The organism is Priestia sp. SB1, from assembly GCF_038898415.1.
Window position 1 is genome coordinate 37,818 of the sequence record NZ_JBBJSS010000006.1, and the last position, 13,742, is coordinate 51,559.

The 13,742-nt window shown below is 39.1% G+C and carries 17 protein-coding genes; 7 read left to right on the top strand and 10 right to left on the bottom strand.

Going from position 1 to position 13,742, the window contains the following annotated elements; genetic code table 11:
• Positions 1-83 precede the first annotated feature (83 nt).
• Complete coding sequence (locus WKH56_RS21775; protein WP_221832596.1) at positions 84-617, top strand: GNAT family N-acetyltransferase; 534 nt, start codon at positions 84-86, stop codon at positions 615-617.
• 38 nt (positions 618-655) lie between these two features.
• Here the strand turns inward: WKH56_RS21775 and WKH56_RS21780 are convergent, their stop codons facing one another.
• Entirely contained in the window at positions 656-1,405 is a 750-nt protein-coding gene (locus tag WKH56_RS21780; protein WP_034270246.1) for an SDR family NAD(P)-dependent oxidoreductase, read from the bottom strand.
• 198 nt (positions 1,406-1,603) lie between these two features.
• Between WKH56_RS21780 and WKH56_RS21785 the strand changes: the two genes are divergently transcribed.
• Positions 1,604-1,870 (top strand): hypothetical protein, encoded by a 267-nt coding sequence (locus WKH56_RS21785; RefSeq protein WP_033580575.1) that lies wholly within the window; start codon positions 1,604-1,606, stop codon positions 1,868-1,870.
• Positions 1,871-1,919: 49 nt separating this feature from the next.
• On the opposite strand, the gene cysI is transcribed toward WKH56_RS21785, so the two are convergent.
• On the bottom strand, positions 1,920-3,641 hold the full coding sequence (gene cysI, locus WKH56_RS21790; protein ID WP_048018962.1) for an assimilatory sulfite reductase (NADPH) hemoprotein subunit: 1,722 nt from the start codon (positions 3,639-3,641) through the stop codon (positions 1,920-1,922).
• Positions 3,642-3,663: 22 nt separating this feature from the next.
• Positions 3,664-5,472, bottom strand: a complete 1,809-nt coding sequence (locus WKH56_RS21795) for an assimilatory sulfite reductase (NADPH) flavoprotein subunit (protein ID WP_047750521.1) — start codon at positions 5,470-5,472, stop codon at positions 3,664-3,666.
• Between the two features lie 613 nt (positions 5,473-6,085).
• Here WKH56_RS21795 and WKH56_RS21800 point away from each other — a divergent pair.
• On the top strand, positions 6,086-6,268 hold the full coding sequence (locus tag WKH56_RS21800; RefSeq protein ID WP_013083869.1) for a YolD-like family protein: 183 nt from the start codon (positions 6,086-6,088) through the stop codon (positions 6,266-6,268).
• 25 nt (positions 6,269-6,293) lie between these two features.
• On the top strand, positions 6,294-6,446 hold the full coding sequence (locus WKH56_RS21805) for a hypothetical protein (RefSeq protein ID WP_310883935.1): 153 nt from the start codon (positions 6,294-6,296) through the stop codon (positions 6,444-6,446).
• A gap of 35 nt (positions 6,447-6,481) precedes the next feature.
• On the opposite strand, the gene WKH56_RS21810 is transcribed toward WKH56_RS21805, so the two are convergent.
• Together WKH56_RS21810 and WKH56_RS21815 are read right to left on the bottom strand one after the other, a co-directional pair.
• Positions 6,482-8,089, bottom strand: coding sequence for an MDR family MFS transporter (locus WKH56_RS21810; protein WP_221832593.1), 1,608 nt, complete (start codon positions 8,087-8,089; stop codon positions 6,482-6,484).
• 22 nt (positions 8,090-8,111) lie between these two features.
• Entirely contained in the window at positions 8,112-8,564 is a 453-nt protein-coding gene (locus tag WKH56_RS21815; protein ID WP_048018960.1) for a MarR family winged helix-turn-helix transcriptional regulator, read from the bottom strand.
• Between the two features lie 158 nt (positions 8,565-8,722).
• On the opposite strand from WKH56_RS21815, the gene WKH56_RS21820 reads away from it, so the two are divergent.
• Entirely contained in the window at positions 8,723-9,472 is a 750-nt protein-coding gene (locus WKH56_RS21820; RefSeq protein WP_048018959.1) for a MerR family transcriptional regulator, read from the top strand.
• A 128-nt stretch (positions 9,473-9,600) separates the two neighbouring features.
• Here the strand turns inward: WKH56_RS21820 and WKH56_RS21825 are convergent, their stop codons facing one another.
• From WKH56_RS21825 to WKH56_RS21840, 4 genes are all read right to left on the bottom strand, one after another.
• The gene (locus WKH56_RS21825) at positions 9,601-10,134 is read right to left on the bottom strand and encodes a GNAT family N-acetyltransferase (RefSeq protein ID WP_048018958.1); all 534 of its coding nucleotides are present in this window, start codon (positions 10,132-10,134) and stop codon (positions 9,601-9,603) included.
• A gap of 44 nt (positions 10,135-10,178) precedes the next feature.
• Positions 10,179-10,550 (bottom strand): hypothetical protein, encoded by a 372-nt coding sequence (locus tag WKH56_RS21830; protein ID WP_013083874.1) that lies wholly within the window; start codon positions 10,548-10,550, stop codon positions 10,179-10,181.
• Positions 10,551-10,592: 42 nt separating this feature from the next.
• Positions 10,593-10,784 (bottom strand): hypothetical protein, encoded by a 192-nt coding sequence (locus WKH56_RS21835; RefSeq protein WP_014459359.1) that lies wholly within the window; start codon positions 10,782-10,784, stop codon positions 10,593-10,595.
• Between the two features lie 84 nt (positions 10,785-10,868).
• A complete protein-coding gene (locus tag WKH56_RS21840) occupies positions 10,869-11,141 on the bottom strand; it encodes a hypothetical protein (protein ID WP_028414407.1) in 273 nt (90 codons plus the stop codon).
• A gap of 222 nt (positions 11,142-11,363) precedes the next feature.
• Between WKH56_RS21840 and WKH56_RS21845 the strand changes: the two genes are divergently transcribed.
• Both WKH56_RS21845 and WKH56_RS21850 read left to right on the top strand, forming a co-directional pair.
• Positions 11,364-11,597: a hypothetical protein gene (locus tag WKH56_RS21845; protein ID WP_048018957.1), complete on the top strand. Its 234-nt coding sequence runs from the start codon at positions 11,364-11,366 to the stop codon at positions 11,595-11,597.
• Between the two features lie 15 nt (positions 11,598-11,612).
• Positions 11,613-12,722 (top strand): GerAB/ArcD/ProY family transporter, encoded by a 1,110-nt coding sequence (locus tag WKH56_RS21850; protein WP_048018956.1) that lies wholly within the window; start codon positions 11,613-11,615, stop codon positions 12,720-12,722.
• Positions 12,723-12,871: 149 nt separating this feature from the next.
• On the opposite strand, the gene WKH56_RS21855 is transcribed toward WKH56_RS21850, so the two are convergent.
• Complete coding sequence (locus tag WKH56_RS21855; protein ID WP_033580570.1) at positions 12,872-13,588, bottom strand: CPBP family intramembrane glutamic endopeptidase; 717 nt, start codon at positions 13,586-13,588, stop codon at positions 12,872-12,874.
• Positions 13,589-13,742: the final 154 nt, after the last annotated feature.

Consider the following 13,742-nt stretch of genomic DNA (forward strand, 5'->3'; position numbering starts at 1 on the left):
TAATTTATAACAGAAAAATAAAATAAAAGGGATTTTTTCCAAGCTGCCGAAATCTTTCTATATAAAATAGAAAGGAGAAAAATATGTTTCCTATTCTTTCTACACCTCGCACTAAACTGCGTGAAATAACAGAAGCGGATGCAGATACTATCTTTGACTGCTTTTCTCAGGAAGAAGTTATCAAATATTACGGGCAAGAAAAATTCACAACTTTCCAAGAAGCTTTGGTGCTGATTGATATTTTTGCTGAAAACTACAGAAATCAAAAAGGTTTGCGATGGGGAATCGAACGGCTCGATACGGGGGAACTAATCGGGACAGTTGGATTGAATCAGTGGAACCAAAAGCATAAGCGCGCGGAAATTGGCTATGAGCTACACCCTCAGCACTGGAGTCACGGCTATGCTTCGGAAGCTGCTTCGGCTGTTATGGCTTATGGATTTGCTACCCTTCAGCTAGTGCGGATTGGAGCTGTTGTGTTTCTTGAAAACAAAGCATCACAGCACGTGCTTGAAAAGCTCGGGTTTCAACAAGAAGGAGTGTTAAAAAACTATATGTATCAAAACGGAAAAGCTCACGATACGTTTGTTTATAGCTCCCTGCCTCCTACATCATAAAAAAAGGATTCTTTTTAAGAAAAGAATCCTTTTTCGTTTTATTTAAACGCCGCATACCCATCATCAGCCATGATGACACTGCCGTTTACAGCTCCCGCTTCTTCTAAGGACAGCAAATAAACCATATCTGCAATTTGTTTTGGATTAGTGAGCTTTCTGCTCATCGTTTTTGCTTTCATTCCTTCAATCATACCGTTGTCCTTATAGCCTTGAATAATAGGCGTATCAACAAATCCTGGCGCAACGGCGACGACGCGAATACCGTATTTAGCGAGATCTAGCGCAGCTGATTTTGTCATCATCACAACAGCTCCTTTTGTTGCATGATAAGCATACGTTCCGGGTGAGGCTAAGAAGCTAAAAATAGAGGCCGTATTGATAATGACGCCTTTAATACCTAACTCTCTCATTTTCCTGCCTGCTGCCATAATCCCATATGTAACGCCGTGCTGATTCACATTAATAATACGGTGATATTCTTCTAAGTCTTGATCTAAAATAGATGTAGGACGTCCAATCCCTGCATTGTTAAACATCACATCAATTCGTCCAAATGTATTCACCGTTTTCTCAATCAGTGCTTCCACTTCTTCAAACTTGGTGACGTCCGTTTGCACAAATAAAGCGTGGCCTCCAGCTTCTTCAATTTTTTGAAGAGTCTCTTTTCCTTTTCCTTCATCATAATCAGCAATGACCACTGCGTCTCCTTTTTGCGCGAACTTTAAGGCAGTTTCTTTGCCAATCCCGCTTGCTCCCCCTGTAATAACCGCTACTCGTTTTTGCTGCATGTTTCTCCCTCCTTGGTGAAAATTCCTTTCTTTTACATTATAGCATTCTTTTTTCTATCAGCTGTTTCTATTGATTCCTTCATTTCCATAAAAGTGGTTAACTGGGGCATAGTTGAACGCCTTTTTTAATAAAAATCAGCATGTGTACAAGCAGTTTGGCGTTTTTTGCATTTACTATAGGGTAAGGAGGTGATGGCTATGCATGAACACACGGGTAATGTATCTATTCCGCGTCCTCCGGATGTGGTGACAATTCTGTGGGAGCGAAATCCTTTGGATAGACAAGCTCCTCGTACCATCGTAGAAGCAACGGTAATTGGCCGCGCAAATCCTTGCGGACGTTTGTTAGCTCAAGGTCAGCGCTACCGCACTGCAGCTCATTGTTTACTTGACAACGGCTTTGAACAAATTACTGCTGAAAGATTAGGGGTATTTGGAGTAGCTGTATTTGTTAGAGAATACTAAAATAGAAAAAGGGACTTTTCTGTAAGTTAGAAAAGTCCCTTCATACGTATTATGCGTGGAAATTCGTGCCGTCTGTTACAGCTTCAATTACTCCAGCGCGGATGACAAAGTCACCAAAGTGCTCGCCTTCTTCTCTTTCTTTTGCATAGCGAGGAAGTAAGACGCGCAGTTCATTTAAAATTTCTTCTTCACTGATATTTTCACGGTACATTTTGCTTAAACGGCTGCCGTCAAATGCTGCTCCAAGGTACATATTGTATTTACCCGGCGCTTTACCAATAAAAGCAATTTCACCTAAAGCAGGACGCGCACAGCCGTTAGGACAGCCCGTCATACGAATCGTGATTTCTTTATCGCGAAGGCCGTTTTCATCTACAATTGCTTCAATCTTCTCAACAAGAACTGGAAGATAACGCTCAGCTTCTGCCATCGCAAGCCCGCAAGTCGGAAGCGATACGCAAGCTAATGAGCTGCGGCGAAGAGCCGAATAATGCTTGCCGTCTGTTAATCCATACTGTTCAATCAAGTCACTAATTTGCTTTTTCTTTTGAGTGGATACGTTCGCGATAATTAAATTTTGATTAGCCGTTAAACGGAAATCACCGCTATGAACTTTTGCAATTTCACGAAGACCCGTCATAAGCTTATAGTCTTCAAAGTCAGCAATACGTCCACCTTGAACAAAAAGAGTAAAGTGCCATTTTCCTTTCACACCTTTTTCCCAGCCGTAGCGGTCTCCGTTATGATCAAAGTGATAAGATTTTGCTTCGTCTAAGCTCCAGCCCAGACGGTTTTCAAGCTCTTCTTTTACCGTTTCTAATCCAAGACGATCAACCGTGTATTTAAAACGCGCGTTTTTACGCACAGAGCGGTTTCCATAATCACGTTGAATCGTAATGACTTTTTCCGCTACTTCTAGAATTTGGTCAGGTCGGCAGAAGCCAATCACTTTTGCAAGCTGAGGGTAAGTTGCTTTATCCCCGTGCGTCATACCCATACCGCCGCCGATTGCTACGTTAAATCCAACAAGCTTCTCGTCTTCTAAAATGGCAATAAAGCCAAGGTCTTGTGAATACACGTCAATATCGTTAGAAGGTGGCACAGCTACGCCAATTTTGAACTTTCTTGGCAAATAGAGCGGACCGTACATTGGTTCCACTTCTTCTTCCACTTCCGGTGTGCTAATGACTTTCTCTTCATCTAGCCAAAGTTCGTGGTACGCTCTTGTACGAGGCAATAAATAATCACTTAATTTTTTTGACCATTCGAATACTTCAGCGTGCACTTCTGACTGATATGGATTCGGATTGCACATTACGTTACGGTTTACATCTCCGCAAGCTGCAATTGTGTCTAATAAAGAAGCATGAATTTCTTGAATCGTTTTCTTCATGTTCCACTTTAAAATTCCGTGCATTTGGAACGCCTGACGAGTTGTCAGCTTTAACGTTCCATTTCCGTATTTTTGTGCTAAATCATCCATCACTAGCCACTGTTCTGGTGTTGAAACACCGCCTGGCGTACGAACGCGAAGCATGAATTGGTAAGCTGGCTCTAGCTTTTGTTTTTGACGTTCATTACGAAGATCTCGATCATCTTGTAAGTAGCTTCCGTGGAACTTCATCAAACGATTATCGTCTTCAGAAATACCTGAGCTGATGCGGTCTAGCATTGTTTCTCCTAATGTACCGCGTAAATAATTACTTTCATCTTTTATGCGCTCAACGTCACTTGGAGGACCTTCGGGCGCTTTTAAAATTTTGTTTACCATGTTGAAAATCTCCTTTCAATCCTCAGTATACATCACGCTGATAACGTTTTTGTTTCTTCATTTCAGCAAGGTAAGCTTCCGCCTCTTCGCGGCTCATCTTGCCTTCTGTTTCAACAATTTCAACTAGCGTGTTGTGCACGTCGCGTGCCATATTTGTTTTATCTCCGCACACATAAAAAGATGCGCCTTCTTCTAACCACTGGAATAATTCTTTACTATGTTCAAGCATACGGTTTTGTACGTATACTTTTTCTTCAGTATCGCGTGAAAACGCCACGTCCATTTTCGTTAGCACGCCGTCTTTTAACCACTTTTGCCACTCTGTTTGGTAAAGGAAGTCTGTTACAAAGTGCTGATCTCCAAAGAACATCCATGACTTACCTTTTGCTCCTGTTTCTTCACGCTCTTGCATAAATGAGCGGAACGGAGCCACACCTGTACCAGGTCCCACCATAATAATCGGCGTTTCTTGGTTTTGAGGAAGCTTAAAGTTTTTATTGCTTTGAAGGTATACAGGAATCGTATCACCTGGCTGCAAACGTTCTGAACATAGGACTGAACAAACACCTTTACGCTCGCGTCCATGCGCTTCGTAACGTACCGCTCCAATTGTTAGATGAACTTCGTCAGGATTTGCTGACAAGCTGCTTGCAATTGAATAAAGGCGCGCTGGCATTTTGCGTAAAATAGCTACAAACTCTTGTGCTGATACGTTCCATGGGCCGAAGTCACGAACTAAGTCAATTACATCACGGCCTTGTGTGTATGCTTTTAATTCCTCGCGATTTTCTACAAGCGCTTTTAATTTATCATTTCCAGTAAGCTCAGCTGCTTGCTTTAAAAGCGGCTTTGTTAACACGGTAATTTCAAAATTAGAGAGTAGCGCTTCTCTAAGAGGACGCGTTTCTCCTTCTTTATTAACCGTTACACTTTCACTCGCATCCCACTTGAATTCGTTAAGAAGAAGATCAACAAGCTCAGGATCATTTTCAGGATAAATACCTAAACTGTCTCCTGGTTCATACGTCAAACCTGAACCTTCTAGAGATAGTTCTAAGTGTCGCGTTTCTTTATTTGATCCGCGGCCGTTCAAGTTTAAGTTCTCAAGCACTTCTGCTTTAAAAGGATTTGTTCTTGAGTACGGGGAAGTTCCTGCAGGAGCTTCCGCCGGAACAGCTGCCGAAGCGCTGTGTCCTTTCGCTTCGCTTAATCCGTCAATAACACCTTTAAGCCATTTATTTGCGGGCTCTTCAAAATCTAAATCACAGTCAACGCGCGGATACAGTCTTTCACCGCCAAGTTCTGCTAAGCGCACATCAAATTCTTTCCCTGTTTGACAGAAAAATTCGTATGAGCTGTCTCCAAGCGACAAGACAGAAAAACGGAAATTCTCAAGCTTTGGCGCTCGACGGCCGTGAAGAAATTCGTGGAAAGATAGCGCGTTATCAGGCGGCTCTCCTTCTCCATGTGTACTTACAACAATTAATAAATTTTCAAGTTTCTTTAAATTATTTGGTTTGAAATCATTCATAGAAGATACAGTTACATTAAAACCTTTTGCTTCAAGCGTTTTGCCTGTATTTTCAGCAAGACCTTGAGCATTTCCTGTCTGTGATCCGTAAAGAATCGTTACGTCTTTTGAAATCGTCTGCTCCGCCTGAGCAGGCGCTGCTGTAGAAACGTCTGGCGTTCCTTCGGCAGACGTAGATTGAGATGCTGTTAAATAACCACTCAACCACATTTTTTGTGCTTCTGTTAATGTCGGCAGAAGGCGATTAAGCAAATCTGCTTGTTCTTGATTAAAAGGGCTGTTTACTACCTTAAGTTGCAACACTGTCCACCTCACAAAAATATATAATTTAAATATGTATGCTTTTACGAATCATCTTCAACAACATGTAATACCTGTGTCTAATTAATCAATGATGTTTCCCTTCATACATTATTATTCCTATAGATTATATCAAATTTAATTATATAAATCATTAGAAAATTCTTATCAAATTCGTCTACCTGCATTTTATCGGAGAAGAATAAATTAGTAAAATACATATAATTGATAACTAGTATTAAGATCATTAATAATTGAAGCTGTCGTTACGTTTTTTACAAATGCAGTTACTTCCATATCTGCTCATTCTACATCCTTCACACGAATATGAATATTTTGTAATTTTTAGAGAAGTTTTGTAGAAACGGTTTTCTTTCTCATCAGAATGTTACATAATAAATGTAACATCAATCCTTTTAAAAAACACTATACGCAAAAGACAGTATATTCTGAAATTTAGGACAGTTTATAGGTGAGCTAGCAACCTTTTATCCATTCATACACGGTGAAGAATATAAAGGGAAGCTTGCAGTACATACCATTCCCTTTTGCTCATCTCAAATGAAAGGACTGGCTTTTAAATCAGGTAATCTTTTTTAAGGAGGCTTCTTGAATGTTTTTACGAGAATTAACGAAAAGTGGGACGATAACTGTTTCTTACTATAAAGATGGAACGTTGCAAACGTGCAAAGGCCGCGTGCACAACTTAAATCTCCATCAGCAAATTCTATCCGTAAAAGACGAAAATGAAGCCGTTGTTTCCCTTTTGCTTTCTGATATTAAATCCATTCATTAGTATGTAAAATTAAGGAGGAATTACTATGTGGAAAGATAATAAGCAAGCGCTTACAGATTTTGTGTCGGAAGATCGGTTTGAACTGAACTTATATTTATCGTATTTGCTTAATCAAATTTCGTATGACACGTCTAAACAATCCCCTTTTCTTCGCAAGCCTAATGAAACAACTAGTTAATATAGAAAAAAAGCGCACAAATTTGTGCGCTTTTTTTAATGTGATGGCTCTACTTCAGCAATGCCTTCTTCTGGTTTTTCTTCGGCTTTTTTATTTGAAAGCTTGATCTGTCTTAAGAACAATGTGCATACCGCTCCTAAAATAATAAAAGCTAAGCCCATGAAAAAGACGCTGTGCAATGCGCTCATTAGCGAGGTCTTCAAAATAGGCACAATGCTGTCTGAAAGCGCAGCTGGAATACTCTTTAGCGCCTCAGGACTAAACAGCATCTGCAGCACACTTTCAGGATTCGTATCAATCGCTTTTTTGAACCCGTCGGCAAAAGCGCTTGCTTGAGCAGGCAATGAGTTTAAATATGGAACGAGTTTGTCAGTAAGAAGCGTACCTGATTTGGCGTTCATTATCGCTCCTAAAATGGTAATACCGAACGTTCCTCCAATTGAACGGAAAAATTGACTTGATGATGTAACAACACCGAGCTCTTCTTTTGAAAAGCTTTCTTGAAGAGCAAGCGTTAAAATTGGCATTACAAGACCCATTCCTAAACCGATTACGGCCATATAAGAAGTAGCAACAAGCTTGCTAGTATGAAGGTCTAATGTTGTTAACAAGAAGAACCCTCCTGCCATAATGAGCATACCCGTAACGATTTGAGGCTTGATTCCAACTTTATAAACAAGCTGACCTCCAATAATACTCGTTACAATCATTGAAATCATCATTGGTGTCATAATGGTACCTGATTCTGAGGCGCTGACTCCAACGATTCCTTGCATAAAGAACGGAACAAATGTAATAGCTCCGAACATACCAATGCTCATAAAAAAGCCAATGATATTTAAAAGCGTAAACGTTCGGTTCTTAAATAAATACATCGGAAGAATTGGTTCTTTAGCTTTCGTTTCCACAATAATAAAGCTTATAATCCCAGCAACAGCAAGTGCAAACAAACTAATAATCTGCCAAGAGTTCCAGTCGTAATCTTTTCCTCCAAAGCTCAGGGCAAGAAGCAAGCTTACTACTCCGATAACCATTGTGAACATACCAGCTACATCGAATTTAACAGGTCCTGTATGTTTTTTTCCTTGAAGTCCGAGCGCAATAAAAACGGTAGCGAGTATCCCTACCGGCAAGTTAATGTAAAACACCCATTTCCAGTTCAATGAATCAACAATCCATCCGCCAATTTGCGGACCGATGACAGAAGCAAGACCATAAATTCCTCCGAATACTCCTTGAAACTTTGCTCGTGCTTTTCCTGTAAATAAATCACCGATTACAATCATTGCCATCGGCATCATAACGCCGCCGCCAATTCCTTGTAATGCACGGAATAAAATAAGCTCTGTCATATTATTTGCCATCCCGCATAAAGCAGAAGCCGCCATAAAAATAATAAGTCCTGTAACATAAATTACTCTGCGTCCTACTAAATCAGCGAGCTTTCCTGCAATCGGAACAACCGTTGTTGACGTTAATAAATAGGCTGTTGTCAGCCATGTCATCATGCTTAAACCACCAAGGTCTCCTACGATTCTTGGCATAGCTGTTCCGACAATGGTTCCATCAAGTGCAGAAAAGAACATCGCAATAATTAACCCAATTAATAAAAGCGTGCGCTTTGAATTTTTTTGATTTTCCATCGTGTGTCTCTCCTCTTTTTTGTTACTGCTGCTTATCTTTATAAGAAGCAGCTGATGTTGCAAGCTTTTTCGTAATAGAAGCCATCATGGAAAGCTCTTCTTCTGTTAGATGCAAAAGGTAGCGGTCCATAATGGCTTTTCGACCATTTAGCACGTCTTCAAGTTTGCGATGCCCAAACTCCGTTAAGGTAATGTCAACAACTCTTCTGTCTTCTTTATTGTGTTCTCTTATCACAAAATTGTGCTGTTCAAGACGATCCACTAAAAGAGTCACGGCGCTCGGTTTTACATCCATTAGCTCTGCAATTTGAGAAACCTTACTGCTCCCTACTTTCTTTAAATAAGAAAGAACAAATAATTGCGTAGGAGTCATCTCATGCTCATTTAGGCTCTCCATCATTTCGGGCTGCATTTTTTCAAATAGCACTTGAAGCGATGAACGAATCTCCCCAAGATACTGATTGCTTTTTGTCACATCTATTCCTCCAGGCTTGCTTATTTATTTCATGTTATAAATAGTTAATGCTAATTAAATATAAATGCATATAAACTAAAAGTCAATTATTTCTTTTTTAGTATTGACCCTTACGCTGCGTTATATTTTATAGTAGATTTCAGAAGGGAGATGAAAGAATGAACAGAAAAGTAAAAGAAGTGGCTGACTTAGTAGGAATCAGCGTCCGCACGCTGCATCACTATGATGAAATCGGGCTATTAAAACCTGATGCTGTCAGTGAATCCGGCTACCGGCTTTATTCACCGGCTAATCTTGATATGCTTCAGCAAATATTATTTTTTAAAGAACTTGGCTTCCCTTTAAAACAAATTCAGGAGATTATAACAGACCCAACATTTAATCGCACAGAAGCGTTGATACTGCAAAAAAACATGCTGATTGAAAAACGCAGTCGGCTCGATCAAATGATTGCAACCATTAATAAAACGATTCAATATGAAAAAGGAGCGATTGAAATGAACGAAAAAGAGCGGTTTAAAGGGCTGGATTTTTCGCATAACCCATACGAAGAAGAAGCCCGGAAGCGCTGGGGAAATCAGCGAGTAGATGAAGCGAATGAAAAAGTACAAAGCTTTTCACATGAAGAACAGCAGCGCATGTCAAACGAATGGGAAAGTATCTACACTCACTTAGCTTCTCTGCGTGATCTGTCACCATCCTCTACAGAAGCTCAAAAAGCCATTGAGCAATGGTATCAATTTTTAAATAAGAACTTTGGAACGTATTCATTAGAAGCCTTTAAAGGTCTTGGAGAGATGTATGTACAAGATGAGCGGTTTACAGCCAACATCGATCGCTACGGAAAAGGATTAGCGAAATTCATGAACGAGGCGATGAGTACATTTGCTGATGCTAGAAAACAATAAATCAAAAGAGATTGAGATATAACTACATCAATTATATGAAGCCTACGTTCATCACCACAATGAAAAAATCCGAACGATGAATCGTTCGGATTTTCATTCACTTAACATACTTTTGTCTCAGCCTCTTTTTATAAGTGAAGACCCATAAGCATTGTATTATAGTAGACGCCATTTATATAGGTGTCTTTTTCTTTTAATCCTTCTGTTTGAAACCCTAGCTGTTTGTATAAAGAAATAGCTCTTTGATTATCTTCTCGCGTCACAAGTTCGATTTTTTTTGTTTGTTTATTCATACGTGCCCATTCAATCAGCTCAATCATTAGCTGTCTTCCTAGCCCTAGCCCGCTATAAGCATTCTCTACCACGATACCAAGGGTACCCACATGCTTATTACGCGGGTTTTGAGACGAGGTGATGGATGCAATACTAATGATTTTCTCTTCTTTTTCAGTCACGACTATAAGAGAGTTTTGCTCTTGTTTTACAGAAGCTAAAAACACTTCATACTCTGAAACTGGTCTAAGAAACTCCCCTTCTCCAAATGAAAGAAAATCACTTTCTCCTCCCACTCGATTGTAAAAAGCAATCATTTTCTCTGCGTCTTTTGATTCTGCTTCTCGAATGGTGACGCCTATACCATTCTTTAATGTACGTAAACTCATATATCTATCTTCCTTTTAGTTATTCTTGTTTGCCTATATGGGTTTTAGCGCTGTTTTTCTCTCCACTGACCTAACCACATGCGATTCCCTAAAGCCGTAAAATCATTTTCGTCGGCGTAGCGTTCAATGACGGAAAGCGCGTTGTCCTCAAGCATTGGTGAATAGCTCATAATTTCTAAAATATGATGTGCAGCCCATAGGTCAATTCGATAAGTAGGATTCGTCAGCAGTGTTGAAAATTCAAAGAGCATGCCTGGATAGTATAAATGAATGAGCTGCGCAATTTTTTTCATATCTTCTGCAGCTCGGTTTCCTTTTTTTACAGATTTTTTATCTCGATAATCGATTTCATAATGAATTTTTGCGCTTTTTTGATAAAGATCAACTAGCGTTTCGTACGTACGATGTTTCTGCATTTCTCATCTTCCTTTGCTTCTAGATTTCCTCGTTTGAAGATGCTATAGTTCATTTTTAGGTTTCATATATTCAAATAAATGCAGCAAAAATATGATGCTTCCGCCAATGCACATCACAAAACTTAACGTAGCAGGATACTGAATAAAGAAACCGACAACACCAAAAATCAGCATAGCAAGCGCTCCTATCATCATAAACAGATGATAAGCCGGTGTATTTTCTTCATTATTCATACATAACTCCTTTTCACTATTTTTTAAGTTATTAAAAAGATATGACACTTCTTTTGGACTATGATCTTTTATTTTGCTGCCGCTTTATTTCTTTAGTTTAGCACGAAGTAACGTGAGAAGGCCTCCTCCAAACATCACGCCACCCACAATTTGATACAGGTGTATGTAGCTTTTTACCGTTTCAACATACAGATCTGTGTCTACATTCCCTTTACTTTCTAGCCATTTTTGGCCCATTGCCTGACCCGTTGCAACGCTTTTTAACAAAACGACCAGGCCTCCGAGCATGACAACGGCGGCGATCATAAGCTGTACCTTTTCTTTGTCATCTAGCATTTTTTTGAATTCGTCTGCCATCTATCTCTCTCCCATCCTTACCTTGTTATGTATCTACTTGTTTGTAATCATGCTGTTTTTTCTCTATTATAACGCTCAACTTGGTCATTATAACACGGTTTTGCACTGCCTTTAGTCTTACTTTTCATAAATGAAGCCATTTTGGGTGATACTATTTTTGAAACACAGGCGTCTTTAACATCCCTTCATTATTTTTGAAGGGTTACTAATTGAGGTTGATACATGCTTATATTTTTAGGGATTTTTTTACTTTGTGCAGCTGTTTGTTTAGTAGAAATACCTTATTTAAAAAAAGTGAACAGTCAAAGAGAAAAGCGAATTTTTTGGAGTTTGTTCATAGTAAGTATTTTAATTGTTAGTTTAAAATATGGCGGTGTGGAAATCCCTAACCCTGGAGACGGCATTGCTTTTTTATTAAAACCTTTTAGTGATTTTTTGTTCAGTCTGTTGAAGTAAAAGGAAGTGAACAACGTGCATAGTCAGATAAAATTATCCGCAGCACAGTTTCGAATACTCGTGATTTTTTATAGTTTAGGCGACACTATTTTAGTCGTACCTGGAAGCTTAACGGCTGATTCTAAACAAGAGGCATGGATTCCAGCCATTTTGGGCGTAGGTGTAGGCGTTTTTCTTGTATGGATGTATATCAAACTTTCTAGCCTTTATCCGAATAAAACCCTTGTAGAACTAAACGAAGCCATTTTAGGCAAGTGGCTAGGAAAGTTTTTCTCTCTTTTATTTGTCGCTTCTACTCTTCTTTTTTGCAGTCAAGTTTTGTTTTACGTGGGCTCATTTCTAACGACTCGCATTATTATTCAAACGCCTATGCTTGCTGTTCATATTTTGTTTATGGGAATTGTGATTGTCGGCGTTCGTCTTGGCATTGAAACGATTGCCCGCTGTGCTGAAATTCTCTTTCCTTGGTTTGTTATTCCGTTTTTAATCTTAGTTTTTTCGATCTTCCCTCAAATTCATTATGAGAATTTGCAGCCTTTGTTAGAGGTAGGCGTTAAGCCTATTATTAGATCTATTCTGGTCTTTACAAGTATTACGTCTCTCACTTTTATTGTATTGCTGACCGTTTTCCCTGCTCACGTAGGGGAACCTGATCAGCGAAACCGCGCTTTTTTTACAGGAAGCTTAATCGGCGGAGGCATTATGATTATTATTTTATTACTTGGCATTCTTGTACTTGGAAATACGTATACACGTATCGCTTTATATCCGAGCTATGAGCTTGCAAGGCGTATCGAAGTTGCCGATTTTCTGAAAAATATTGAAGTAATCATGGCCATTATGTGGTTTTTATCTCTTTATTTCAAAACGTCTCTCTACTATTATGCGACCGTTTCCGGACTCGCTCAAATTCTTGAATTAAAAAACTACCGAATTTTAACTCTTCCGCTAGGCATTATTGCCGTTACATTTTCACTTATCGTGTATCCAAGCATTCCCTATGAACAAACGTGGGACAGAGATACGTGGATTCCGTACAGTCTGTTATTTGGACTATTTTACCCTCTTGGGTTATTAATAGTTGGGAAAATTCGCGTAAAGCATTCGGCGTCTTTATCGAAATAAAAAGAAATTGAGACATAACGAAATCCATCCAATCAACAGCTAGAAGGAAGCTACATGCATGAAACTTAGATTCATCCTACCAATAAAAAAATCCGAACGATGAATTGTTCGGATTTTCCCTCAACGAAACTACTTTGTTTTACCCTCTTTTAAAAGAACACGGTTATACTCACTAATCCATTCCACAGCATATGTAAAATCATAGATGGGAAAATAGATTTTGTTCGATAATAAATAATGGCGAAAACAAGTCCCATGACGGTAGCTGTAATCGGAAAGCCAATATGTAAAAGACCGAATACAAGAGCGGAAACGAAAATGCCCACAAGCACGTGATGGCGTTTGGTTAAGAAACCACATAAAACACCTCTATAAAGCAGCTCTTCTTTAATAGGCGTGATAACTGCTACACTTATAAAAAATATCCAGCTTGAAAGCTGCGTTTGATTAAAACTGCCTTGATTTAAATCTTTTTGCTGCTGATCTGCGCTTTCTACGTTTAAAAATGAAAGCATCACGTACTGCACCGCGGCTACAATTAAAAAGCCTACCACAATATATACATACGTTTTCCCTTCTTTTAATACCGAGACGTTCCACATAGGTTTTAAAAATCTGCGCACAGGTCTATAAAGCACCGCAACCCCTAGAAAAAATGCCGCGTCTACAAGCAGAGCATATGGGCCTTCTAATAAAATTCCTGTCATATTTGAACCCATAACTTCATCGTAAATAGCTACTCCAATTCCGGCTATGATTTGCAGTCCAAAGCCCAACACGATAAATAGAAGCAATGTGAAGTAAGTAAACTCTTTTTTCTTTTTAGGCTTTAAAACCGGTTCTGAATTTGTTGATAACGTACTCAAAATAGCAACCTCCAAAAATGATTCTTTCTCTCTAGTGCTCTCAAAATTCTATCATAAACTCAGTTTAATTATGTTATTTTTTAGGAAAAAAGTTATATTTTTTCACATTTTATACACAAAGGCAGGGCTTCAAAAAATAAATGCGCTAACCAAA